Below are 24,263 nucleotides of genomic sequence, written 5' to 3'. Positions count from 1 at the left end.
CCGCCCCTCTTTCCCCCAGAGCACAGAACATTGCCATGAAATTTCCCGGTCAGCGCAAGTCCAAACACTACTTCCCGGTCGACAGGCGCGATCCCCTGATCCCGCAAAATCCCCTGCTTACCGAACTTGGCAAAGCCTATGTGGTGGGAATCGATCAGACCCTGGTGGACATCGAAGCTCATGTGGATGAGGACTTCCTGAACCGTTATGGCCTGAGCAAGGGCCACTCTGTGGTGATCAGTGACGACGTGGCCGAACGGGTCTACGAAGAGCTCAAGACCAACAACATGGTGGTGAGCGAGTTTGCCGGTGGCACCATAGGCAACACCATGCACAACTACTCGGTGCTGGCGGACTCCCACTCCATCCTGCTCGGCGTCATGAGCCAGGACATCCGCATCGGCAGCTACGCCTACCGCTATCTGTGCAACACCTCTTCCCGCGTCAACCTCGATTACCTGCAGCCGGTAGACGGCCCGGTCGGTCGCTGCTTCACCTTCATCACTGAGTGCGGCGAGCGCAGCTTTGGCATCAACGCCGGCAAGATGAACCAGCTGGATGTGCACCATGTGCCGGAAGAGGTGATCAAGGGGGCCTCCGCCCTGGTGATCACCGCCTATCTGGTGCGCGGTGACGATGGCGATCCCATGAAAGAGGCCGCCATGGCCGCCGTGCGTTACGCTCGCGAGGCCGGCGTGCCCGTGGTGCTGACCCTGGGTACCCGCTTCGTCATTGCCGACAATCCCCAGTGGTGGCGCGACTTCATCGCCGAGAACGTGACTGTGCTGGCGATGAATGAAGATGAGGCCGAGGCCCTGACCGGCATCGCCGATCCCCTCGGCGCTGCCGACAAGGCGCTGGACTGGGCCGACATGGTGCTCTGCACCGCCGGTCCCATCGGCCTCTACATGGCGAGCTACACGGAGGAAGATTACAAGCGCGAGACCACCCATACCCTGCTGCCCGGTGTCATCCCCGAGTTCAACATGTATGAGTTCAGCCGCCCCATGGCCCGCGCCAAGTGCCGCAAGCCTGCCCGCATCTACTCCCACATCTCCCCTTACATGGGCGGACCGGAGAAGATCAAGAACACCAACGGGGCAGGGGATGGCGCGCTGTCTGCCGTGCTGCACGACATGGTGGCCAACGCCTATCACCGCATGAATGTGCCGAACTCCGCCAAGCACATGTCCGAGTTCCTGACCTACTCCTCCCTGGCCCAGGTGTGCAAGTACGCCAACCGGGTCAGCTATGAGGTGCTGGCCCAGAGCAGCCCGCGTCTCTCTCGCGGTCTGCCCGAGAAGGAAGACAGCCTGGAAGAGGTTTACTGGGAGCGTTGATCCCGGCCATGGCAAACGCCTCCTTCGGGAGGCGTTTTATCAGGCAAAACACGGCATTGGGCAGTTTTTTGTGCGAATAACCCCAAGATGCTTGAGTCCATGTCACTTTTGCGACACCATTTGGCCACCGCATTGCCACTCGGCACTGCAGTGGCCGCAGCACCCGATAAAGAGAGAGCCCCATGAGTAAGTTAACTGACAATCTTGACGCCAATTTCCAACTGTTCATCGAAGAAGTCCGCGAGTCGGGTCAGGTGTGGGGCTTGCGTTACGGTGAAGACTGGGTCGTCTGCCGCTCTGCCGAATTTGAAGATGCCGATGTGATGCCGCTCTGGTCCGCCGAGGTTGATGCCCGTCTGCATTGCGTGGACGAGTGGGCCGACTACGAGCCGGAAGTGATCGAGCTGGAAGAGTTCCTCGACATCTGGATCAACGATCTGGACGAGGACGATGTGCTGATCGGCCCGAACTGGAATGCCGATCTGGAAGGCCAGGAGCTCGAACCCATAGAGCTGGCCAAGGCACTGGTCGAACTGGATGCCTGAACCGTTCTGCATTGATGGCCACGGCCATCGGATGCCTGAAGAACCGATATCCGCGAGGATGTCGGTTTTTTTATGGCCAGCTTGCAGAATACTGAATGAAAAGGCGATTTGGCTTTGCACCTGCGGGGGGTATGGTCCATCATCAACCTTTTGCCGAGCGGGAGGAGCCATGTTTGTATTCGACGTAACCGGCATTGCAGGGGAGCGCGCCGAGATCCGGGTCCAGGCGCTGGACTGGGGGCAGACAGGCCCAGTCACCTTCAGCTGTGATGACGATCAACTGGCCGTGCTGCTGTTGACCGAGTGCCGCTGCGATGCGGTGGGTTTCTTCAATCTGCTGGCGGGCAGCAAGCCGCTTTATCTCGAACAGTGGCTCGCCTATCTGCAGGAGACAGGCCGCATCGCCAAGCAGAGCAGCCAGCTGGAGAGCCCGGCCCAGAGCGACTACCTCGCCAGAGCCGGCTTCGAGCACGAAGAGCTCAATGCCCTGCTGGGCCAGATCTATCAGGTGGCGGGTTTCAACCGCCTGCAGATCAACCGCTACCTCAAGAATCGCCACAATCCCACCACCCTAGCGACCCGTTACGATCAGAAGGAGCTGGAACGTTATCGCCAGCTCAACGACATCATTCTGACTCTGCTGAAGTTGAAGCGTCCTCAGTAAACAGGCCAAGCTGGCTGATATCCGGCCGCAACTGCTGGGGCTTGGCGATGAGATAACCCTGCAAGCCGTCCACATACATGCCCTGCAGCAGCTGTTTCTGGCCAAGCTGCTCCACCCCTTCCGCTATCACCTGGCAGCCCATGCGATGTGATACGTCCACTATCATCCGCACGAACTGCTGATTGGTCAGATCCTGCTCCAGCCCTGTGATCAGGGCGGGATCCAGCTTGATGTAGTCGGGCTTGAGCTCGCGAAACAGGTTGAACGACCCTATCCCCTTGCCGAAGTTGCAGATGGCGGAGCGACTGCCATTGCGCCTGAGCAGCTCGAACACCCGCTTGGCCCCCGTCATGTTGCGCTCCAGATGCTCCTCATCCAGCTCGAACACCAGGTTGGCGCTGGTGTTGGGATCCTTGAGCAATTGCCGGTCGAGCCAGATCAGGAAGGCGCTGTTTTGCAACAGGTTGCTGGAGAGGCTGATGCCCCAGCGACTCTGGTTGGAGCCAAATGCCCGGTACTGGCGCATGACGTTGATGACCAGCATCTGCTCCAGTCGCATCACCATGTCCAGTCGCTGGGCCATGGCAAACAGGGTGTCGGTCGGCAGCACTGTGCCGTCGGCGCCGCTGAAGCGGGTGTAGATCTCGTTGTAGGCCAGCATGCTGCGGTGCATGGGCTGGATCGGCTGATAGGTAAAGCTGATGCGCTCCTGCTCCAGCAGATCATTGAGCACCAGCTTCCAGTGGTGCTGGCCCTGCAGTTCCACCACGTCATCGTCCTGTTGAATGGCCCAGCCGTTGACCGTTTCTGTCTGGGCGCGAGCCAGCGCCAGATCCGCCCGCGCCAGTATGGCCTCTATCTTCTGCCCGCTGCTCAGGCGCGTCAGCCCCGAGTAGGCGGCGCTCTCCAGCTCGTGTTGCTGCTGATAGTGATCGAAGGCGATTTTCAGATCCCGGCCGAGCAGGGGCGGCGGTATGTTGGCCACCGGCTGCACCAGCACGGCGAAGTCGGCCCCAGAGATGCGGTAGACCTGATGGCCCGGGAAGCGGCTGACCACCCGGGTGATGAGATTGGCGATATCCTTGATGTAGGCGTCCCCCGACTGGAAGCCGCGCTGGGCGTTGAGCTTGCCAAGTTCGGTGGCGCGGATCAGCACCAGGGTGGCGGTCTGGGTGTCCTGATCCCGCTGCAGCAGCTCCGTCATGTCGCGCCGGAACGCGTGGCGGTTCTGCAACTGGGTCAGCTCATCCTGGGTGGCCTGATTGTGCAGCTCGCTGATCTGACGGTGGGCGTCGAGCTCGGCTTCATTGAACCGGGTCAGCAGTTGTTGCAATGCCTCCTGGGCTGCCGGGCTCTCCAGACAGGCGGGATCGCGCAGTCGCAGTGCCTTGAGCCAGACTTGTTCCTGCTGTTCACGTTCGGCGTTGCGGGTGCGATGGGCCAGCATGAACAGCAGGCCAAAGCCGAGCAGGGTAGTGCCGACGATGAGGATCAGGGTGAAGGGGGTTGCCTGTACGGCGAGCCAGATGCCTTGTAACAACAGCAGAGGAGCACAGGTGACGGCTGCGATCAGTAACAGGTTACTCCCGAGCTTGTTCAACATCTTGTCATCCTTGATGATGCGTGTGATGTTGAAATTCTAACCAAGCTCGGGGTGTAAAGCATGGGATCCCGCTCAACTCCTGGAAAAGGGCCAATTGAAATCGGTTAAATGTGAGTGAAACCACTTTCATGGGCACTTAAAAAGGCGAAGATGGGTTGAAAATAGATCAAACAAGGCAGAGGTAAATCATGTTGTTAGAACCCGTAAATACTGCCAAAGCACGGCAACTATTGAATCAGAGTATGGCCTTGGTGCTCGCGGGGGGACGGGGCAGCCGCCTGAAGCAGTTGACGGACAACCGCGCCAAGCCTGCCGTCCATTTCGGCGGCAAGTTCCGCATCATCGACTTCGTGCTCTCCAACTGCATCAACTCGGGCATTCGCCGGGTGGGGGTGGTGACCCAGTACAAGTCCCACAGTCTGTTGCGCCACCTGCAATCGGGCTGGTCCTTCCTGCGCTACCAGATGAACGAATTCATCGATCTGCTGCCCGCCCAGCAACGGGTGGACGAGGTGCACTGGTATCGCGGCACCGCCGATGCCATCTATCAGAACGTCGACATCATTCGCGACTATGGCCCCAAATACATAGTGGTGCTGGCGGGGGATCACATCTACAAGATGGATTACGCCGCCATGCTGCTCGATCACGTGCGTCTCGGTGCCAAGGTAACGGTGGCCTGTATCGAGGTGCCACGGGCGGAGGCCTCTGCCTTCGGGGTCATGGACATAGACGAGCAACGCAAGATCCGCGCTTTCGTCGAAAAAACCGGCCAACCCGCCGGCCATGCCGGGCCATGAGGACAGATCCCTGGCCTCCATGGGCATCTACATCTTCGAGGCGGAGTACCTCTATCAGCTGCTGGAAGAGGACATCCACAATCAGGAGTCCAAGCACGACTTCGGCATGGACGTGATCCCGCGCATCGTGGGAGAGGGCAAGGCCTTTGCCCATCCCTTCACCATGTCCTGTGTCGGTGCCAAGGAGGGGCAGAAACCCTACTGGCGCGATGTGGGGACCCTGGATTCGTTCTGGGAAGCCAACATGGATCTCGCCTCCGTGGTGCCCGAGCTCGACATCTATGACGAAAACTGGCCCATCTGGACCAGCCAGACCATGACGCCGCCCGCCAAGTTCGTGCAGGACAGAAACGGTCAGCACGGCATGACCATCAACTCCATGTTCGCGGGGGGATCCATCGTCAGCGGCTCCTTCGTGCTCAACTCTGTGCTGTTTACCCATGTGCGGGTGCACTCCTTCTGCACCCTGGATCAGGCCATCATATTCCCCGGGGTCGAGATAGGTGCCGGCTGTCGTCTGCGCCGGGTGGTGGTGGACAAGGGCTGCGTGCTGCCCGATGGACTGGTGGTGGGGGAGAACGCGGATGAGGATAGCCGCCGCTTCTATCGCTCCGAGCAGGGTATCGTGCTGGTGACCAAGGAGATGCTGGCCAAGCTGGGGTGATGTCACGCCCAACGCCAGACGCCACAACTAAAAAGGGAGCCGATATGGCTCCCTTTTTTTATTCAGCGAGTGGCTGATTATTTCTCGGTGATCAGCGCCTTGGCGGCCATCACCATGGCGGTGCCATGTTTGCCACCGGCGGCGGTGACTTGCGGTACGCCGTCTTCGTCCGTGTCGCCACCGGCTCCTTCGATGACGTTCTCACCGGAGTCGCCGATCCACTCGGCCATCTGCATGCCGCCGTTGACCGTGCCACGGAACCAGCTCACGTAGCGCTGGGTCAGCTGGGCCAGTTCCAGCGCGGGGGCTTTCTCTGTCCCTTCGTTGCGCAGGTTCAGCATGGCGGAGCGCAGGGCACCCGAGATGGCGGCCTGGGTCCAGGGGGTGTATTCGCCCTGCTTGGCCGCAAGCCAGGTGCCGGCCTTCTGGTTGAAGTAGGCCTTGTCGGTGGCGATGAAGAGCTCGCGCGCGGCAGTGCGGTACTTGGCATCCGAGGTGGCCAGGAAGGCGGCCGTCAGACCCCGCACGGCGGCAAATTGCGCGTCGATGGACTGACCTGCATCCAGCTTGCCACCCAGGGTCAAACCGTCATGCACCAGACCGTTCTTGCCCTTGAGCTTGCCGAGGATGAAGTCGGCCTGCTGGCGAATGAGCACCAGCGCCTGCTGGCCTTGTGCGGTTTTCAGGTTCAGCTCGCCGTTGTCACCGGCGGCGTAGCCGACCGGCAGTGCATCCTGGGCACGCTGGAAGATCTGCAGGGCGACCAGGGCGTAAGCGGCGTCGAAGGTGGTGACGTGCTTGCCTTGTTTGCCTGCCTGCCAGCTGTCGACCAGGGTGCCGGCCTTGGGCTCGAAGTGCAGGGCGTTGAGGTTCTTGAACACCATGCCGGAGAGGTTCAGGGCCAGGGAGAAGGCGTCGTCGCCGACCACCTGCTTGGCGCTCTGACCCTGGGTGTTGGCGGCCGGGGCGGCGGCAAACGGGGCACCGTCAAACACGGCGTGGAAGGCCGGGTTCTGGTTGGTGTTGGCCGTGCGTTGATCGCTGAAGGCGTAGAACTCGGAGAGCGGCCACAGCATCATCCAGGCATCGCGCAGCTGGGCTGAGCCATCCACCACCTCGAGCTTGCCGATGGCGCCCACCTCATTCTTGCTGGTTTCGGTCACTTTCACCTGATGGGGGAAGTAGACGATACCCTTGGACGGATCGTATTGCGGTGTGATCTTGGCACCCAGCTGCTTGCCATCGAAACCGAGCTGGCCCTGCATGATGGCCAGCTTGTCGATGGACTGTTCGGTCAGCATCATGCCGTTGAAGCCGTCGGCGGCAGAGACGCCCAGCTTGTGCTTGCCGTCCTGATCCATGGTGGAGGACGCGGCTTCCACCTCTTCATCGCTCTCGGCCACGTGCATGCCGCCGAGGAAGTCCTGGGACCACATCACCTCTTTGAGCAGTATGCCGCCCACGGCTGCCGGGTTCAGCAGGTTGTCGGCACCGCTCCAGCGCAGGGTGGCGTAGTCGCGGAAGTAGGCCGGCACCTGGGTTTTGACGGTTTTCTCTGTGCCCTTGGCGGTCTTGATGGTGATCTGATCGCCGTTGACCGGGGTGGTGTTCACCGCTTGCGCAAACTCCGGATTGGCGGAGGCGTAAGGCAGGGAGAGGGGATACATGCCTTGCGGCACTTCATCGGCCGGGAAGCCGACGGCCTCGGCCATGGCCAGCACCCGCTTGCCGAGGTCGGCCAGGGTGCCGCCGCGGGCCAGGTTTTGCGGACCGTTCACCAGATGGGGGCCCATGCCGGACTGATAGTTCAGCGCGTACATGGCCTCTTCGGAATATTCATAGGATTCGATGCCGGCGGCGAAGTCGAACGGGGTCGGCTCATCGGCGCGGTTGGCATCCAGCACATCCAGATCCAGCCCCAGCGCTTCGGCCAGCGGCTCGCCGGAGAGCTCGAACTCGGTATAGGCCAGCATGTTGGCGGCGGTGTTGAATGTCTTGTCTTCCACCTTGACGGCAGCCTGTACGGCGCCACTGAGCAGTGCGCAGGCGATCGCCTGTACCAGTACGGTTTTTCTCATGTCCCTTCTCACCATATGTTTGATTTTATTATGACGCTTCTCATGAATCTAAATGAGAATGGTGTGCATTATGTACCAAGGTGATGGGCTTGAGAAGAGAAAAGCCGCGCTCCGAGAGGGGCGCGGCCTGAGGGTCACAGCAGCTTGAAGGGGATGACCAGTCGGCCCGGTTCCACCTTGAGCGCCTCGACCTTCTCCTTGATCCTGGCTTCGTTCTTGCGACTGCCATCCAGCCGATAGACGGGGGTCTGGGAGAGGAACAGCGAGAGCGACTGGTTGAAGGTGGGCAGCAGGGGGGTGAGGGCGGCGCCCACGTCGGCCGGCTCCGTCTTGACCGAGATGAGTTCGAGGTCACGCAGGTAGATGGCGCCCTGTTCGGCCACATAGTCGGGGCGGGCGCTGAGGGAGAAGCGGATCTTCATCTGCTGGCTGCCAAGGGGGCTCGCTACCTGCAGATCGCCGGCAGCATCCAGCTCGACCCGATCGGCGCGGGCGCGGCCGATGCGGCTCTGCATCTCGTCCAGGCGGATCTTGCTCGACATGATGCCGGGGATCCCCAGCTGTTTCTCGAAGGCGACCCTCTCTTTGAGGTATTGGTTGATTTCGCCTTCGCTGACGTTGTACTGGGTGAGCGAACAGGCTGCCAGCAGCAGGCTGAGGGGGAGCAGAAGCAGGTGCTTTAACATCGACAGTTCCGTGAGTTGAGATAAGTGACCAGAAAGATGGCGCCATCTTAGGGGGAAATGCCCCTGGCTGCCAGTCTGGGCACACAGCTGCCGTTTTTGTCGCAGCCTCATATGGGGTGTGGGCTGCATCTTCATACGAGTAACCCTTTCGGTGCCTGGCATGGCAGGCCGCCAGTGGCGCGGTTTGCCCAATATCCACAGATAAGTTCCAGTTTTATCGATATAAAAATCCCATTGACCGGGTGATTTCAAAGCGAGTATTTTACCGCCGCACAAATACAAATTGATAATCATTATCATTTTGAATCATGTTTGAGGGTGTAACGTGGATACTCTTGTGATGGAAAATAGCGCACCTGCCCAGGCTGCGTCTCCGCCCGATTTCTTGTTTACCTCAGGTCAGGGCACGATCAGCGCCTACGATCTGGGCCAGCCTATTACCACCCCCGCCTGCGAATGGCCCCTGCTGGAGCGACAGATAGCCAGGGCGCTGGCGGCGGCCGAGGCCGCAGGGCAAGCCAATCCGCTGCTGATCGGTGCCTTCGCCTTCGACCCGGCCGACGCCTCCTGCCTCTATGTGCCCGGCCGTTATGAGCGGGGAGAGCGAGCGCCTGCGGCGGAGCGTGCCGCCGAGGCCAACCAGGTCATCTCGGTGCAGAGCACGCCGGCGGCGGCCGAGTTCAAGACCTCGGTCAGCTCGGCGTTGGATGCCTTCGCCCAGGGTCACCTCGCCAAGGTAGTGCTGTCGCGCAAGCTGATCCTCACGCTGCACAAACCCGCCGATCCCGAGCAGGTGCTGGCCCGGCTGATGAGCCAGAATCCCCATGCCTTTCACTTCTCTCTGCCGCTCGGGCAAGATCGCCGTCTGCTCGGCGCCAGCCCCGAGCTGCTGTTGCGGGTCAGCGGGGGCGAGGTCTTCACCCACCCCTTGGCGGGTTCTGCCAAGCGCGGCGGCGAGCCGGCGCAGGACCGGCAGGTGGCACGGGATCTGCTGGCCTCCCGCAAGGATCAGCATGAACACCGTTTGGTGATCGACGAGATCCGCCGGGTGCTGACACCGCACTGTCGCGAGCTGGCCATTCCCGCCAATCCCACCCTGATGAGCACGGATACCCTCTGGCATCTGGGCACGCCCATCGCCGGCCAGCTGCATCCGGGTCAGGCTTCTGTGCTCTCCCTGGCCTGTCAGCTGCATCCGACCCCGGCCCTGTGCGGTTACCCCACAGATCTGGCGCGCCAGTTCATCCTCGAGCAGGAGCCCTTCCGGCGCGCCCTGTTCAGCGGCATCGTCGGCTGGTGCGACAGTCAGGGCAATGGCGAGTGGGCCGTGGTGATCCGCTGCGGCGTGCTCGATGGTCATCAGGTGGAACTGTTTGCCGGCGCCGGTATCGTCGCAGGCTCGGATCCCGCCATGGAGTGGGCCGAGACCGGCACCAAGCTGGGGACCATGCTCAAAGCCCTGGGCCTGAGTCCGGAGGTGGCACAATGACTCAGCCCAACCGCTTCCTGCCCTATACCCGCTGGCCCGCAGAGCTGGCGGATCAATACCGAGCCAAGGGCTATTGGCGCGGCGAGCCGCTGACTGCCATGCTGCACCGCCAGTGCGAACTGGCGCCGGATGCCGAGGCCATCCTCTGCGGCGAGCGCAGCTTCAGTTATCGCGAGCTGGACGCCGCCTCGAGCCGATTGGCCGGGCGGCTCGCCCGCCATGGCCTGGGGGTGGGGGATACCGCCCTGGTGCAGCTCCCCAATGTGGCCGAATTCTATCTGGTGTTCTTCGCCCTGCTCAAAGCGGGCATAGCGCCGGTCAATGCCCTCTTTAGCCACAACCGGCTGGAGCTGACCTCTTACGCCGAGCAGATCACACCGCGCCTCTTTATCGGCTCGCTCGCTCATGTGCTGTTTGCCAACGGGGATCGCCACAGTGACCTGCTGCGAGGCATAGGTGCCGAGCTGGTGTTGCTCGATGGCGAGAGCGGCGAGCTGGGGCTGACCCATTGGCTGAGTGATCTGGCAAAGACTGAAGGATTGGCCGTCCCCGCCTATGGCCCGAGTCCTGCGGACGAGGTGGCCTTCTTCCAGCTCTCCGGCGGCAGCACTGGCACTCCCAAGCTCATTCCCCGCACTCACGACGACTATCTCTACAGCGTGCGCCGCAGCAATGAGATCTGTGACTTGGGGCCCCACACCCGCTATCTGTGCGCCCTGCCGGCGCCCCACAACTTCCCTCTGAGCTCCCCCGGGGCGCTGGGGGTGTTCGAGGCGGGCGGCGCCGTGGTGCTCGCACCCGATCCCGGCCCCATCAGCTGCTTCCCGCTGATTGCCCGCCACCAGGTCAATCTCACCTCGCTGGTGCCGCCGGCGGTCTCCCTCTGGTTGCAGGCCGCGGAAGCGGATCCCACTGCGCGTACTCAGCTCGAGAGCCTGGCATTGCTGCAAGTGGGCGGTGCCAAGCTGGGGGAGGCGGTGGCCAGCAAGATTGGGCCGCTGCTCGGCTGCCGGCTGCAACAGGTGTTCGGCATGGCCGAAGGCCTGGTCAACTACACCCGGCTGGACGATAGCGACGACAAGATAATCCACACCCAGGGCCGCCCCATGAGCCCGGATGACGAGGTGCGGATCCTGGACGAGGAGGGCAAGCCGGTCGCCCCGGGGCAGCCCGGCGCCCTGCACACCCGCGGCCCCTACACCTTCCGTGGCTACTACCAGAGTCCGGCCCACAACGCCCGGGTATTCGATGCCGAGGGCTTCTACTGCTCGGGGGATCTGGTGGTGCAAGACCAGGACGGCTACCTCACCGTGGTGGGGCGGCAGAAGGATCAGATCAACCGGGGCGGCGAGAAGATAGCGGCGGAAGAGGTGGAAAACCAGCTGCTGCACCACCCGGCCATCACCCAGGCGGCCCTGGTCTCCATGCCAGACAGCGCCATGGGGGAGAAGAGCTGCGCCTTTATCGTCAGCACGGATCCCGCCTTGAAGCCGCTGGCCTTGCGCAAGTTTCTGCGCGAGCGCGGCGTGGCGGATTTCAAGCTGCCCGACCGTTTCGAAACCCTGGATGCCCTGCCCATGACGGCCGTGGGCAAGATCGACAAGCAGGGGCTGCGGGCGCGCATCGCGCACGTCATAGCCGCCGGCAATCCTCTACAGCATAAAACTATTAAGGAATCATGACGTTATGGCTATCCCAACCCTGAACAATTACGCCATGCCCAGCCAGTGGAAGGCCAACAAGGTCAACTGGACCCTGGATCCCAAACGCGCCGCCCTGCTGATCCACGACATGCAGGAGTACTTCACCGCCTTTTATGGCGAGAACAGCCCGCTGATCCAGGCCTTGACCGAGCGGCTCGCCGCGGTGCGCAAACAGTGCAAGGCCCTCGGCATTCCGGTCTTCTACACCGCCCAGCCCAAGGATCAATCCCCCGAAGATCGCGCCCTGCTCAACGACATGTGGGGCCCGGGTCTGAACAAGAGCCCCGAGTTGCAACAGGTGGTGGCAGCGCTGCGTCCGGAGCGTGACGATATTGTGTTGGTCAAGTGGCGCTACAGCGCCTTCCAGCGCTCCGAGCTGGAACAGATGCTTAAAGGTCTGGGGCGGGATCAGCTCATCATAGGCGGCATCTACGGCCACATCGGCTGCATGATGACCGCCTGCGATGCCTTCATGCGCGACATCCAGCCCTTCTTCCTGGCGGACGGGGTGGCGGACTTCTCCCTGGCCGATCACCAGATGGCGCTGGACTACGTGGCGACCCGCTGCGGCAAGGTGGTGCTCTGCGAGGAGGTGCGGGCGCTCGCCCCGGTTTCAGCTTCTGCCGTCCAGCCCACTAATCCGTTACTGACCAATCCGTTGCTGACGTATGAGGGGCTCAAGGCGCGGCTGCTGAGCCATATCGACGAGGATGAAGAAGAGTTCGATGCGGACGAGAACCTGATCGACTACGGTCTGGATTCGGTGCGCATCATGTCCCTGCTCACCGAGTGGCGCGCCGCCGGGGTGGAGCTCGGCTTCGTGGACTTGGCCAAGCTGCCGACCCTCAACGGCTGGTGGCGCCTGATCGAGAAGAAGCTGGCCGAGCAAAAAACCTTGGAGGTGGCGCAATGAGCCGCTTCCCCTTGACCATACCCCAGCAGGGGCTCTGGTCCGGTCATCTGCTCAACGACGACAAGGCGATGTTCAACACCGCCGAGTGCATCGCCTTCGATGGCAAGGTCGACGCGGCCGTGCTGGTGGCTGCGCTCACCCGGGCTGTGGGTGAGTGCGAGGCGCTCAAGGGCCACTTCGAAGAGAATGGGGAGATGGTCTGCTTCGTCTCGGACGAGGCACAGCTCGCCTATGGTGAGGTGAACCTGGCGAGTGATGACGAGGCTGCCGCCCGCGGCTGGGCCTGGGCCGATCTGCGCCGCCCGTTCGAGTTGACCAAAGAAGCGCCCTGCCGCTTCGCCTTGCTGCGCGGCCCCGGTCGGGATTACCTCTACAGCTGCGTGCACCACATAGCGCTGGACGGCTTTGGCACCACCTTGCTGTTCCAGCGCATCGCCGAACTCTATGGCGAAGGGCTGGCCGGGGCTGTGCCGTCGCCATCGCCGTTTGGCCTGCTGGATGAGGTGCTGGCCGAAGAGCTGGCCCGCGAGGAGAGCGGCAAGAACGCCGCCGCCCGCAGCTTCTGGCAGGAGCAATTGCAGGCCTGGCCCGAGGTGAAATCCTTTGGCGAGGCCCGCGCCCCCATCGCCGCCGAGTTCATCCGTGAGAGCCGCCCGTTGCCGGCAGCGCTGTGGCAGGCGCTGACCGGCTTTGCCGACGAGCACAAGCTGGGTTGGCCCGATCTGCTGCTGGCCGGCCTCTCTGCACAGCTGTCGCTTTCGAGCGGTCAGAGCCAGACCCTGTTTGGCCTGATGATGATGAACCGCATCGGCTCGGCCTCCCTGACCGTGCCCTGCATGCAAATGAACATCACCCCCCTGGCTCTCGCGCTTGGTGAAGCGCTGGATCTGGCGGGGGCCGCCGGCGCCGTGGCCAAGGCCAAGCGCGGCGTGCGCAAGCACCAGCACTACCGCTACGAGCTGCTGCGCCGAGACCTTGGCCTGGTGGGGGGGGACAAGCGGCTGTTTGGCCCTCTGGTCAATATCATGCCGTTCGACCATGCCCGCCGGTTTGGCCCCCTCAGTGCCCATATTCTCAACATCAGCGCAGGCCCTGTGGAGGATCTCACCATAGAGGTGCAAGTCGGCGCCGATGGTCAGCCCAGGCTGGATCTCGATGCCAATCCCGGTTGCTACCAGCAGGGGGATCTGGCGGCCATCGCCGATACCCTGTTTGCCCTACTGGGCCGCTGGCTGGCCGAGCCGACTCTGACTCTGGGCAGCCTCAAGGCCGACTGGCTGGCCGAGCAGCGGCTGGCTGCGCTGATCACTGGGCCCGCCCACGAAGTGATCAAGGTGCGCCCTGTGCTGGATGCGCTCTGCCACTTCGCCGCCCAGACTCCGCACAAGATTGCCTTGATACAAGGGGAGAGCCGCTTCAGCTACGAGGCGCTGCTGACCCGCTGCGAGCAGATGGCGGCGGCCCTGCAGGCGTCCGGCGTGCAGCCGGGGGACAGGGTCGGCGTCATGCTGGCCCGCACCCCCCAGGCCATCTTCGCCCAGCTGGCTGTACTCTTGGCGGGCGCCGTCTACGTGCCCCTCGACCCCGAGCAGCCGCTGGAGCGCCAGGGCCACATACTGCGGCTGGGGGAGGTCAAAACTCTGATCACCCAGGCCGAGTACCGTCACAAGCTGGCCAGCCTGTTTGAGGGCCACACCCTGCTGGCGGGGGATCTGGTGAGCGACGATCGGCTCAACCAGCCGGCCGCCGGTCGCGCCGTCGCCTACCTGATGTTCACCTCGGGCTCGACCGGTCTGCCCAAGGGGGTGGCGGTCAGTCACGGGGCGCTGGATCACTTTGCCGCCGCCGCCCGCTGCCGCTACCACTTGGGAGAGGAGGCGCGGATGCTGCAATTCGCCCCCTTCAACTTCGACGCCAGCATAGAGGAGGTGTTCGCCACCCTGAGCGCCGGCGCGACTCTGGTGCTGCGCACCGACGCCCTGCTCGAATCCATCCCCGCCTTCGTGGCCGGGGTGGAGGAGCTGGGGATCACCCATCTCGATCTGCCCACCGCCTTCTGGAACGAGTGGGTGGTGTCCCTCGGCGCCGGCCAGGCCCATATCCCGGCCAATCTGGCCACCGTCATCATAGGCGGTGAGGCGGTCTACCCGGAGCAGCTCGCCCAGTGGCAGCGTCAGGGACGCTCCGATCTGCGTCTGTTCAACACCTATGGCCCCACCGAGACCACTGTCGTGGTCACGACTCAGGAGCTGCAAGGGGAGGACCCGACTCAGGCCCAACTGCCCATCGGCCTGCCGCTGCCCGGCATGCAGGCACTGATCCTGGGGGCGGGGGAGCAACCCGCCGAGGAGGGGGAACTGGTGCTGCTCGGCCCACAGCTCGCCAACGGCTACGTGGGTGGCGTGCAGGGGAGTTTTGGCACCCTGAGGGTCGGCGCGCAGGATCTGCCCGTCTATCGCACCGGCGATCGCGTGCGCTGGGTGGCCGGTCGTCTGGTCTATCTGGGCCGGCGCGACAACGAGTTCAAGATAAGTGGCTACCGCATCCAGCCCGGCGAGGTGGAGGCCCAGTTGCTGGCCCTGCCCGGGGTGGATGAGGCCTGCGTGCAGGGGGTGAGCATAGGCAATGTGCGCCGGCTGGTGGCCTTCGTGGCCGGGGCCGAGCGGGACAGCCGGGTCATCAAGGCGCAGCTCGCCAAGGTGCTGCCTGCCGCCATGATCCCCACCGACTATCGCCACTTTGATCAACTGCCCCGCACCGGCTCCAACAAGCTGGATCGCAAGGCCCTGCTGGCCGCATACCAGGCGGGCGGGGAAGCGCTGACCCTGGGTAGCGAGACCGAGAACAGGGTCGGCGCCATCTGGCAGCAGATCCTGGGGCTGGCCACCATGGGGCCGGCGGACAACTTCTTCGAGCTGGGGGGCCAGTCCTTGCAGACCATACAGATAGTGAACCGGCTCGGCGCCGAGTTCGGGGTGCAGGTCAAGGTCTCCGATGTCTTCGACCACCCTCGTCTCGACGACTTCTGCCGTTTCCTCGACGGCAAGCTGACCGAAGACGAAGAAAGCGTGGAGATGGTCTGGTGATGGGCAAGATGACGAAGGAGCAGCAAAAAATGGCGTTTGATTTCAGTGGCAAGCGGGTCTGGGTGACCGGGGCTGGGCGCGGTATCGGCCGCGAGGTGGCCGAGCAGTTCGTGGCCGCCGGCGCCGCCGTGGTAGGGCTGGATCAGGCCTTCCCCCATGCGGATTATCCCTTCACCACCCGGCTGCTCGACATTCGCGACTCAGGGGCGGTCAATGCCTGCTGCGAGGGGCTGCTGGCGGACGGCGGGCTGGATGTGCTGGTGAACGGGGCTGGGGTCTTGCGCCTCGGCCCCACCGAGACCCTGAGCGATGACGACTGGGATGACTGCATGACGGTCAACGCCAGCGGCGTCTTCTACCTGCTGCGGGCCCTGGTGCCCCATTTCAAGGCGCAGCAGCACGGTGCCATCATCACCATAGGCTCCAACGCGGCCCATGTGCCGCGCATGCAGATGGCTGCCTACTGCGCCTCCAAGGCGGCGGTCACTAGCCTGACCCAGACGGTGGGGCTGGAGCTGGCCCCCTTCGGGGTGCGGGTCAACCTGGTGTCGCCGGGCTCGACGGATACCGAGATGCTGCGCGGCATGCTGCCGGACGAGGGGGCCATGGCCCGCACCATTGCCGGGCTGCCGGCCCAGTTCAAACTCGGCATCCCACTGAACAAGATCGCCACCCCCCGTGAGATCGCCAATACCGTCCTCTTCCTGGCCTCGAGCCTGGCCAGCCATATCACGCTGCAGGATCTGGTTGTCGACGGCGGCGCCACCCTGAGCGCCTGATCCAAGAGGCTGAGATAACTTATGAACAACATGATTGCGTTGCTCCAGCAGCTGGAGCGCCAGGGAGTCAAGCTGGCCCTGAACGACAAGGGCCAGCTCATCTCCCAGTCGAGCAAGGAGGCGGTGACCCCCGCCATCGGCGCCCAAATCAAGGCGCACAAGGATGAGCTGGTGCGCTGCCTGGCCGCCCGCGCCGCCTTCGAGGCACCCATCCTTGCCCAGGGTGCCCTGCAGGGGCCGCTCTCCTCCTCCCAGAGCGGGCTCTGGTTTATCGAGCAGTACGAGGAGGCCTCCCACCTCTACAACATGCCGGTCTATTTTCGGGTGAGCGGCGAGCTGGACACCACCGCCCTGGAGTTTGCCTTCGACCACCTGTTTGCGCGCCACCCCAGCATGCGCACCCGTTTCGTCAAGGACGAGGCGGGCAGGGGGGCCCAGGAGATCCTGCCCCACGCGCCCTTCAAGCTGCAGATAGAGGATGTGAGCGCAGAGCCCGAAGCCGAGCGTGAAGCCTATGTGGCCAGGCGGGTGCGCGAAGAGATAGGGCGTCCCTTCTCCCTGACCCAGGGGGATCTGAGCCGGGTGCACCTTATCCGGTTGGGCAGCCATGAGCACGTGCTGCTGATCACCCAGCACCACATCATCTCGGACGGCTGGTCGGTCAAGAACATGTTTGCCGACTTGAAGCGCGCTTTTCTCGCCCATCAGAACCGTGCGCCCTTGAGCGTGGCCGAGTTGCCGCTCACCTATCTCGACTATGCCCACTGGTTCAACTCGCCGCGCTTTCTTGACTATCACGCCGAGTTCAAGCCGTTCTGGGTCGACCGGCTCGGTGGCAGCCCCGAGGTGCACGGCCTGCCGCTCGACAAGCCGCGTCCGGCCCATCAGGCCAGCGGCGGCGAGCTGGTCTTCTCCACCATAGACAACGCCCTGTGGGACAACTTCAAGCGCCTCTGCCAGCGCCACAGCACCTCCAACTTCATCGGCCTGCACGCCCTGTTCGCCCTGCTGATGGTGCGCCAGAGCGGGGAGAAAGAAGTCGTCATCGGCACCCCGCTCGCCTACCGCGAACGCCACGAGATAGAGTCCCTGGTGGGTTTCTTCGTCAATACGCTGGTGCTGCGTACCCAGCTCGAGGGGCGCCCCAGCTTTGTCGACTATCTGCAACAGTGCCGGGAGGAAGATCTCGCTGCCTTTGACCATCAACTCTATCGGTTCGAGGCGTTGGCCGAGGCCATAGGAGCGGATCGCACTACCGCCATCAACCCCATCTTCCAGATCATGCTGGTCTATCAGGCCAAGGTGGATTTCAACGATCTCATCCCCGGCTGCCAGCTGGTGGAGGAGACTTCCCCCGTGCTGCCCGCCAAGACCGACATCTCGGTCAAGGTGACCGAGCTGATGGACTCAGTGCGGGTGGACTGGCTGTTCGCCACCGCCCTGTTCGAGCGGGAAACGATTGAAAGTTATGCGGACAGGCTGCTGCACCTGATGCGCGCCGTGGTGGCGGCCCCCGAGACCGACATCTGGCAACTGCCCTTGGAGGCGGGCACAGACCAGACGGCGCTGGCCGCCGAGCTTGCCAGCCTGCCTCTGGATTACCCCAGCCGCGACACCCTGCTCTGCCATATCGAGCGGCGGGCCGTTCAGTTCCCGGGCGCGCTGGCGGTGAGTGACGATCAGCAACGGCTGAGTTATGGCGAGCTGGAGGCCCGAGCCAACCGGCTGGCCCACTGGCTGCAATCCTGCGGCGTGACCCCGGGCGCCGCCATCGGCATCCAGGCCAGACGGGATGTCGCCTTCGTGGTCGCCCTGCTCGCCTGCTGGAAGGCGGGGTCGGCCTATGTGCCGCTCGACCCGGCCTATCCCGCCGAGCGGCTGGCCCATATCCTGAGTGACGCCAGCATTGCGCTGGTGCTGGGGGGAGAGCCGGATGCCCGGCTCGCCGAGGCCATCAAGGGCACAGATGCCGGTTACCACAACCTGCATCGGCTGGCGCTGGATGGGCTGCCAACCAGCGCTCCCGCCATCCCCCGGGACGCCGCCATGCTGGCCCAGATCATCTACACCTCCGGCAGTACCGGCCTGCCCAAGGGGGTCATGGTGGAGCAGGGCAGCCTGGTCAACCTGATGGCGGATCATGCAGAGCGCATCGCCCTTGATCAGGACGGCACCATGTTCAACTGCATGTCTCTGTCGTTTGATGCAGGCAACATGACCACCTTGCTGCCGCTCTACTGCGGCGCGGCCCTGCACTTTGGCGAGCCGGGGGAGGGGGTGATCGCCGCCGCCATCGCCAAGGGCGCCAGCCATATGATTTTGCCGACCGCCCTGCTCGCGAACCTGCTGCCGCCGATGGATCTCGGCTCCCTCAAGGCCATCGGCTTTGGTGGCGAAGCCTGCCCGAGCAGCCTGGTGGATCGCTGGGGGGCGCGGGTGGCGCTCTACAACATGTACGGCCCGACCGAGTGCACAGTCACTGCGCTCTGCGCGCGGCTCGTGCCGGGTCAGCCCATCACCATAGGCCAGCCCATCAGCAACCTGAAGGCGCTGATCCTGGACGAGGGGGGCAACCTCTGCCCCGTGGGAGTGCCGGGCGAGCTCTGCCTGGCCGGCCTCGGCCTGGCCCGCGGCTACCTCAATCTGCCTGATCGTACTCAAGAGGCCTTTATCGAGCTCGCCTTGGCGGGTCGTACTTGTCGCCTCTACCGCACCGGTGATCGGGCCCTGCTGCGCCGCGACGGCAAGGTCCAATATCTGGGCAGGCTTGACGAGCAGATCAAGCTGCGCGGCTATCGCATCGAGCCCGGCGAGATAGAGACGCAAGTCGCCGCGCTGTGCCCGGCCATCCGCCAGATCAAGGTGGTGGTGCAGGAGGGTCGTCTGCTGGCGTACGCCTGCCTGCAAGCCGGGGCGACCGAGCCGGACGCCGAGGCCCTGCTGCAACGGGCCGGCGAATGTCTGCCCGAATATATGGTGCCGGTGAAGCTCTGTTGGCTCACCGAGATGCCGCTCACCCCCAACGGCAAGCTGGACCTGCGCCGCCTGCCTGCCATTGACTGGCAGGAGAGCAAGGCCGAGCCACAGAGTGAGCTGGAGCAAACCGTGCTCGCCATCTGGCAGGGGGTGCTCAAGCAGCCCCTCGGGGTGGAGGATGACTTCTTCCGCTTGGGGGGTGACTCCATCCTCAGCATCCAGCTCACCACCCGGTTGCGGGATGCGGGGCTGCACTGCAGCGTCAAGGACGTGTTCGAAGCCAAGACGGTGCGCCGCCTCTGCCGCCAGCTCGGCCAGCAGCAGGCGGTCAGCCACCAGACCGAACAGGGCAACCTGGTCGGCGACTTCCCGCTCCATCCCATACAGCACTGGTTCTTCGAGCAGGGCTTCGCCAAGCCCGGCCACTGGAATCAGGGGGTGATATTGCGCCTGCCCGCCGGGGTGGATGATGACACCCTGGCCGGCTGGCTGACCACTCTGCGCCAGCATCATGACGCCCTACGCCTCGCGGTCACCCCGGCCGGTCAGCGCTATCTGGCCGAGCTGGCGCTGCCGCCCTTGCCGACCCTGGATGCAGGAACACTCGGCGGTGCTGAACTGCAGGCCCGCCTGACCGAGCTGCAGGGGGATCTCGATCCCGCCAGCGGCCACACCCTGGCCTGGGCCCGCCTGCGCAACCTGGCCATAGAGGGTGAGGCCGATCCTGTGGAGGGGCTCTTCCTCGCCTGCCACCATCTGGTCATCGATGCCGTCTCCTGGCGCATTCTGGCCGAGGATCTCGCCCGGGTGAGCAGGGGCGAACCCCTGCCCGCCAAGGGCAGCAGCTATCGCCAGTGGGGCGAAGGGCTGGCCGCCTATGCCCTGCGCGAAGAGGATCAGCTGGCGTTCTGGCTGGCCCAGGGGGAGGGCAACCAGCGAGGACTGCTGGAAGCGCAGCGCGCCGAGGATGGCCGCGCCGCCGCCAGCCTGCTGCAATTGGACAAGGAGACCACGGCCCGCTTGATCGATCCGGCCAACCAGGCCTTCTTCACCCGGGTGCCCGACCTGCTGCTGGCCGCCCTGACTCGCACCCTGAGCGAGCTGGGTTATGGCGCACGCCACTGCGTGATGCTGGAAGGGCACGGCCGTGAGGCCATCGATGCTGAGCTCGACGTGAGCCGCACCCTGGGCTGGTTCACCAGCGCCTATCCACTGGCGCTGGCCGATGAGCCGGAGTGGGATGTGCTGGTGTGCACCACCAAGGAGCGGTTGCGGGCCGTGCCGGACAAGGGGGTGGGTTTCAACGCCCTGCGTCTGCACCACCCCCGTGGTTGGGAGCTGCCCGAAGCCCTCATCGTCTTCAACTACCTGGGGGTCAGCCATCAGGGCGTTGCAGGTCAGCCCTGGCAACCCCTGCCCATGGCGCCGGGGGCGCCCTCCTCACCGGACAACTTGCCGCGGGAGCTCATCAGCCTGCACGGGGGCGTCTATGACGGCTGCCTCACCCTGCGCCAGGTCGGTGCCCTCAACCAGCAAGGGAGCGACGCCCTGATGGTGAGATTGGCGGCCAACCTGCGTGCCCTGGTGGATCACTGCTGTGGGGTGAGCGCCCCGCGCCACACCCCGAGCGACTTCCCGGGGCTTGGCCTCTCGCAAGCGGCGCTAGACCAGGTGCTGAGCGGGCGCGAGGTGGAGACACTGCTGCCCATGACCTCGCTGCAGCAGAGCATGCTCTATCACAGGGCGCTGGCGCCTCGTGACACGGCTTACCACCTGCAGACCGAGATGGAGTATCGCCAGCCACTGGACCTGGCCGTCTACCGCCAGGCCTGGCAGGCGCAGATCGCCCGCTGGCCAGCCCTGCGCAGCGAGCTGGTGCTGGCGGATGGGGTGGCGCTGCAGCGCATCCTGCGCCATGCCGAGCTGCCGTTCCACCATCAGGACCTGGTGGGGGATGAGCAGGCCGAGGCGCGCATCGCAACCTATCGCCAGCAGGATCTGGCCCGCCCGATCCCGCTTGATCAGGCTCCCTTGTTGCGGGTCGCCTGCTTCAAACTGGCGCCCGATCACCACAAGGTCATCTTCAGCGCCCACCATGGCGTGCTGGATGGCTGGAGCGGCCCAGTGCTGCTGGGCTCCCTGCATCGCTGCTACCAAGCCCTGATGAACGGCCTGCTGCCGCAAGCCGAAGCGGATGGGGCCTGGCTCGAATTTGGCCGCCATATCGCGAGCCAAACCCGCGCCAGCGAGGCCTACTGGCAGGGACGCGCCGAGTTGCTGGCCCGACCCAACGATCTCTCCCGCCTGTTCGGGGTGGCGCTGGAGCCGCAGCTGACGCAGCACAGGCCTGCGGTGTGCGGCCAGACCCTGGCGCCGCAGGTGTCGGCTCAACTGGAGGCTCGCGCCCGCGAGCTGGGGGTGACCACGGGCTTGCTGGCCCAATACGCCTGGCATCGGTTGCTGGCCCGCCGCTGTGGCGACGACATCACCCTGGTGGGTAACGTGACGCCGGGCCGGGATTTCCCCATCGAGGGGATCACCCAGAGTGTCGGCCTCTATATCAACAGCCTGCCGCTCATCCTGGATTGGCGCACCGAGGCGACCCTGGCCGAGCATATAGGCAGGCTTCAGTCGGACTCGATGGCACTCAATGAGCACGGCACCCAGTCGCTCGCGGCGCTGACGCAGGGCAGGGCGCGCCTGTTCCAGAGCCTGTTCGTGTTCGAGAACTACCCTGTGCCGGCGCTGCCGGAGGAGCCGGAGCCCCATCAGCTGGTGCCGCGCTTTGGCGCCGTGGTGGAGAAGGTGGAACTGCCGCTCTCCCTGGTGGTGAACGCCCGCGGCGGCCGGCTCAATCTGCGCCTCGAGTTCGACGGGGATCTGATCCCCATGGCGAAGGCAGAAGCCGTGCTGGCCGCCTGGCTGGCCGAACTTGGCTGGCTGGCGGGGGCGAGCCTTGCGCTGCCGGCCAGACCCGATGAGATGAGCCTGCCTGCCCCCGTGGCAGCGCGCGTCGCGGCGCCAGTCGCTGAGTCCTGCCCGTCCGCGGCCCGTCCGCTGGTGGCCCTGTGGGAGCGCCAGTGTGGCGTGCCTGGCGTCTGGCAGCAGACCCTGTGTGAACTCGGGGTGGATTCGGTGCAGCAGCTCGCCCTGCTGGCGGCCCTTAATGCCGCCTTCGCCGGCGAGCGTGCGCCGCTCACCCTGCGGGATCTCAAGGCCCATTCATCCCCCAGCCGGCTCTATCAGCACTGGCTGGTGCGACTGCCCGAGGAGGTGCTATGACGGTTCTGACCCAGATTGACCAGGCTCCCGTCAAACCGAGAGCCCATCGGGAGCTGAGCCCTCCGCAAGGCGGGCTGGCAACAGAACAGACCCTGGGCTCGCGCCTGGCCGATTGCCTCGCTGCCACCCCGCTGGCCCCTGCCATCGGCATGGGCGGGGTCGGTATGAGTGAGCAAGGCATGAGTGAGCACGGCACGGACGAGGCCGGCCCCGGCGCCTGGCTCAACTATGGCGAGCTCAGCCTGCGGGTCGGTCAGATCGCCGCCCGCCTGCAGGGGCTGGCGGTGGGAGAGCGGGTCGGCCTCTATCTGGCGCGAGGCCCGGATCTGGTGGCCAGCCTGCTCGCCTGCCTGCGACTCGGGCTCACCTTTGTGCCGCTCGAGCCGGATTTCCCGGTGGAGCGGCTGCAGGACATCGCCCGTCAGGCCCGGCTCTCGGCGGTGATCTGCGATGGAGATCGGGAGGTGCCGACCTTCGGCTGTCCGCTGCGCTCCCTCGCGGGTCTCGGTCATGCGGGGAGTGCGGCCGTGCAGTGGCCCAAGGTGGACGATGCGCTGACGGCCTACATGATGTTCACCTCGGGCTCTACCGGGGAGCCCAAGGGGGTGGTCATCAGCCGGCGGGCCCTGCTCTGCTTCCTCGACGGGATCCGCGAGCGGCTCGGGTTATCACCTAACTGCCATTGGCTCTTTATCACCACCCCGGCCTTCGACATCTCCTTGCTGGAGATGCTGGGGCCGCTCTGGGGCGGGGGCCGCTTGACGGTGGCCGGCGGCGAGCACAACAAGGATCCGCTGGGAATGATGGCGCTGCTCGAGGCGGATCCTTCCATCAACTGGCTGCAGGCCACCCCGGCCTGCTGGCGCATGCTGCTCAAGGCAGGATGGCAGGGGCGCGAGCGCCTCACCGCCCTGTGTGGCGGCGAGGCGCTGGACTCGGGATTGGCCGAGCAGCTCTGTGCCCGCACCCAGCGGCTGTGGAACTGCTACGGGCCGACCGAGGCCACCGTCTGGTCCCTGGTGAGCGAGGTATGCTGGCCGCCGGCGGCGGGGCAGATCACCATAAGCCACAGCCTGCCCGGCTATCGCCACTGGGTGCTGGACGAGACGGGGCAGCAGGTCGCAGAGGGGGAGTGCGGCGAGCTCTGCATCGAGAGCCCGGCCCTGTGTGAAGGCTACTGGCGCAAGCCCGGGCTGACGGCGGCGGCCTTCCTGCGGGTTGATGCCCATCGCCTCTATCGCACCGGCGATCGGGTGCGCCGACTGGGGGCGGATCGCTTCCTCTACCTGGGACGGCGGGACGATCAGGTCAAGCTGCGCGGTTTTCGCATCGAGCTCGGGGAGGTGGAGGCGGGCCTTCGCCGTCAACCCGGGGTGCAGGAGGCGGCGGTGCGCCTCTTTGGCGAGGGGGACGAGGCCATGCTGGTGGGCTATGTGGAGGCCAAGTCCGGGGTGATCATCAATCGCCTCGCCCTGCGCAAGGGGCTGCAGGCCACGCTGCCGCACTACATGGTGCCGGCGCGCATCCTCTTGCTCGATGCCCTGCCCAAGACTGGCAGCGGCAAACTGGACAGAAAGGCGCTGCCACTGCCGGAATAGGTTCTGCCCGAGTGCCTTGATAAACAAAGAAGCCCGCAAATGCGGGCTTCTTTTTGG

Annotated in this window: 13 protein-coding genes and 1 pseudogene; 11 read left to right on the top strand and 3 right to left on the bottom strand. The window is 64.5% G+C overall.

Annotated elements, in window-relative coordinates:
- Positions 1 to 35 precede the first annotated feature (35 nt).
- The 3 genes from CK910_RS18220 (at position 36) to CK910_RS18210 (ending at position 2,549) form a co-directional block, all read left to right on the top strand.
- On the top strand, positions 36 to 1,340 hold the full coding sequence (locus CK910_RS18220) for an inosine/guanosine kinase (protein ID WP_043138387.1): 1,305 nt from the start codon (positions 36 to 38) through the stop codon (positions 1,338 to 1,340).
- Between the two features lie 182 nt (positions 1,341 to 1,522).
- Positions 1,523 to 1,885: a DUF2750 domain-containing protein gene (locus CK910_RS18215; RefSeq protein WP_042034251.1), complete on the top strand. Its 363-nt coding sequence runs from the start codon at positions 1,523 to 1,525 to the stop codon at positions 1,883 to 1,885.
- 169 nt (positions 1,886 to 2,054) lie between these two features.
- The gene (locus CK910_RS18210) at positions 2,055 to 2,549 is read left to right on the top strand and encodes a hypothetical protein (RefSeq protein WP_043138390.1); all 495 of its coding nucleotides are present in this window, start codon (positions 2,055 to 2,057) and stop codon (positions 2,547 to 2,549) included.
- On the opposite strand, the gene CK910_RS18205 is transcribed toward CK910_RS18210, so the two are convergent.
- Positions 2,512 to 4,152 (bottom strand): EAL domain-containing protein, encoded by a 1,641-nt coding sequence (locus tag CK910_RS18205; RefSeq protein ID WP_098984244.1) that lies wholly within the window; start codon positions 4,150 to 4,152, stop codon positions 2,512 to 2,514. The genes CK910_RS18210 and CK910_RS18205 overlap by 38 nt on opposite strands.
- A 188-nt stretch (positions 4,153 to 4,340) precedes the next feature.
- Between CK910_RS18205 and glgC the strand changes: the two are divergent.
- Positions 4,341 to 5,616, top strand: a pseudogene (glgC, locus tag CK910_RS18200) (glucose-1-phosphate adenylyltransferase).
- 77 nt (positions 5,617 to 5,693) lie between these two features.
- Here the strand turns inward: glgC and CK910_RS18195 are convergent.
- Together CK910_RS18195 and CK910_RS18190 are read right to left on the bottom strand one after the other, a co-directional pair.
- Positions 5,694 to 7,694, bottom strand: a complete 2,001-nt coding sequence (locus tag CK910_RS18195; protein WP_098984243.1) for a hypothetical protein — start codon at positions 7,692 to 7,694, stop codon at positions 5,694 to 5,696.
- Between the two features lie 134 nt (positions 7,695 to 7,828).
- A complete protein-coding gene (locus tag CK910_RS18190; RefSeq protein WP_098984242.1) occupies positions 7,829 to 8,380 on the bottom strand; it encodes a lipoprotein in 552 nt (183 codons plus the stop codon).
- Positions 8,381 to 8,705: 325 nt separating this feature from the next.
- Between CK910_RS18190 and CK910_RS18185 the strand changes: the two genes are divergently transcribed.
- The 7 genes from CK910_RS18185 to CK910_RS18155 are packed head-to-tail and all read left to right on the top strand — an operon-like array spanning position 8,706 to position 24,206.
- Positions 8,706 to 9,869 (top strand): isochorismate synthase, encoded by a 1,164-nt coding sequence (locus CK910_RS18185; protein ID WP_098984241.1) that lies wholly within the window; start codon positions 8,706 to 8,708, stop codon positions 9,867 to 9,869.
- The gene (locus CK910_RS18180; RefSeq protein ID WP_098984240.1) at positions 9,866 to 11,551 is read left to right on the top strand and encodes a (2,3-dihydroxybenzoyl)adenylate synthase; all 1,686 of its coding nucleotides are present in this window, start codon (positions 9,866 to 9,868) and stop codon (positions 11,549 to 11,551) included. The genes CK910_RS18185 and CK910_RS18180 overlap by 4 nt, the downstream gene beginning before the upstream one ends.
- 4 nt (positions 11,552 to 11,555) lie before the next feature.
- Positions 11,556 to 12,485 (top strand): amonabactin biosynthesis bifunctional protein AmoB, encoded by a 930-nt coding sequence (gene amoB, locus CK910_RS18175; RefSeq protein WP_098984239.1) that lies wholly within the window; start codon positions 11,556 to 11,558, stop codon positions 12,483 to 12,485.
- Positions 12,482 to 15,571: an amonabactin biosynthesis non-ribosomal peptide synthetase AmoF gene (gene amoF / locus CK910_RS18170; protein ID WP_098984238.1), complete on the top strand. Its 3,090-nt coding sequence runs from the start codon at positions 12,482 to 12,484 to the stop codon at positions 15,569 to 15,571. Before amoB ends, amoF begins: the two co-directional genes overlap by 4 nt.
- A 29-nt stretch (positions 15,572 to 15,600) precedes the next feature.
- Positions 15,601 to 16,350: a 2,3-dihydro-2,3-dihydroxybenzoate dehydrogenase gene (gene dhbA / locus CK910_RS18165; RefSeq protein ID WP_098984237.1), complete on the top strand. Its 750-nt coding sequence runs from the start codon at positions 15,601 to 15,603 to the stop codon at positions 16,348 to 16,350.
- A gap of 21 nt (positions 16,351 to 16,371) precedes the next feature.
- Positions 16,372 to 22,608, top strand: coding sequence for an amonabactin biosynthesis non-ribosomal peptide synthetase AmoG (gene amoG, locus CK910_RS18160; RefSeq protein WP_098984236.1), 6,237 nt, complete (start codon positions 16,372 to 16,374; stop codon positions 22,606 to 22,608).
- Complete coding sequence (locus CK910_RS18155) at positions 22,605 to 24,206, top strand: amino acid adenylation domain-containing protein (RefSeq protein WP_098984235.1); 1,602 nt, start codon at positions 22,605 to 22,607, stop codon at positions 24,204 to 24,206. The genes amoG and CK910_RS18155 overlap by 4 nt, the downstream gene beginning before the upstream one ends.
- The last annotated feature ends 57 nt before the right edge of the window (positions 24,207 to 24,263 follow it).

This window comes from Aeromonas sp. CA23 (genome assembly GCF_002587065.1).
GTDB classification, from domain to species: domain Bacteria; phylum Pseudomonadota; class Gammaproteobacteria; order Enterobacterales; family Aeromonadaceae; genus Aeromonas; species Aeromonas bestiarum.
Note: the sequence above shows the minus strand (reverse complement) of the source record. Positions and strands in the feature narration are given on the sequence as shown.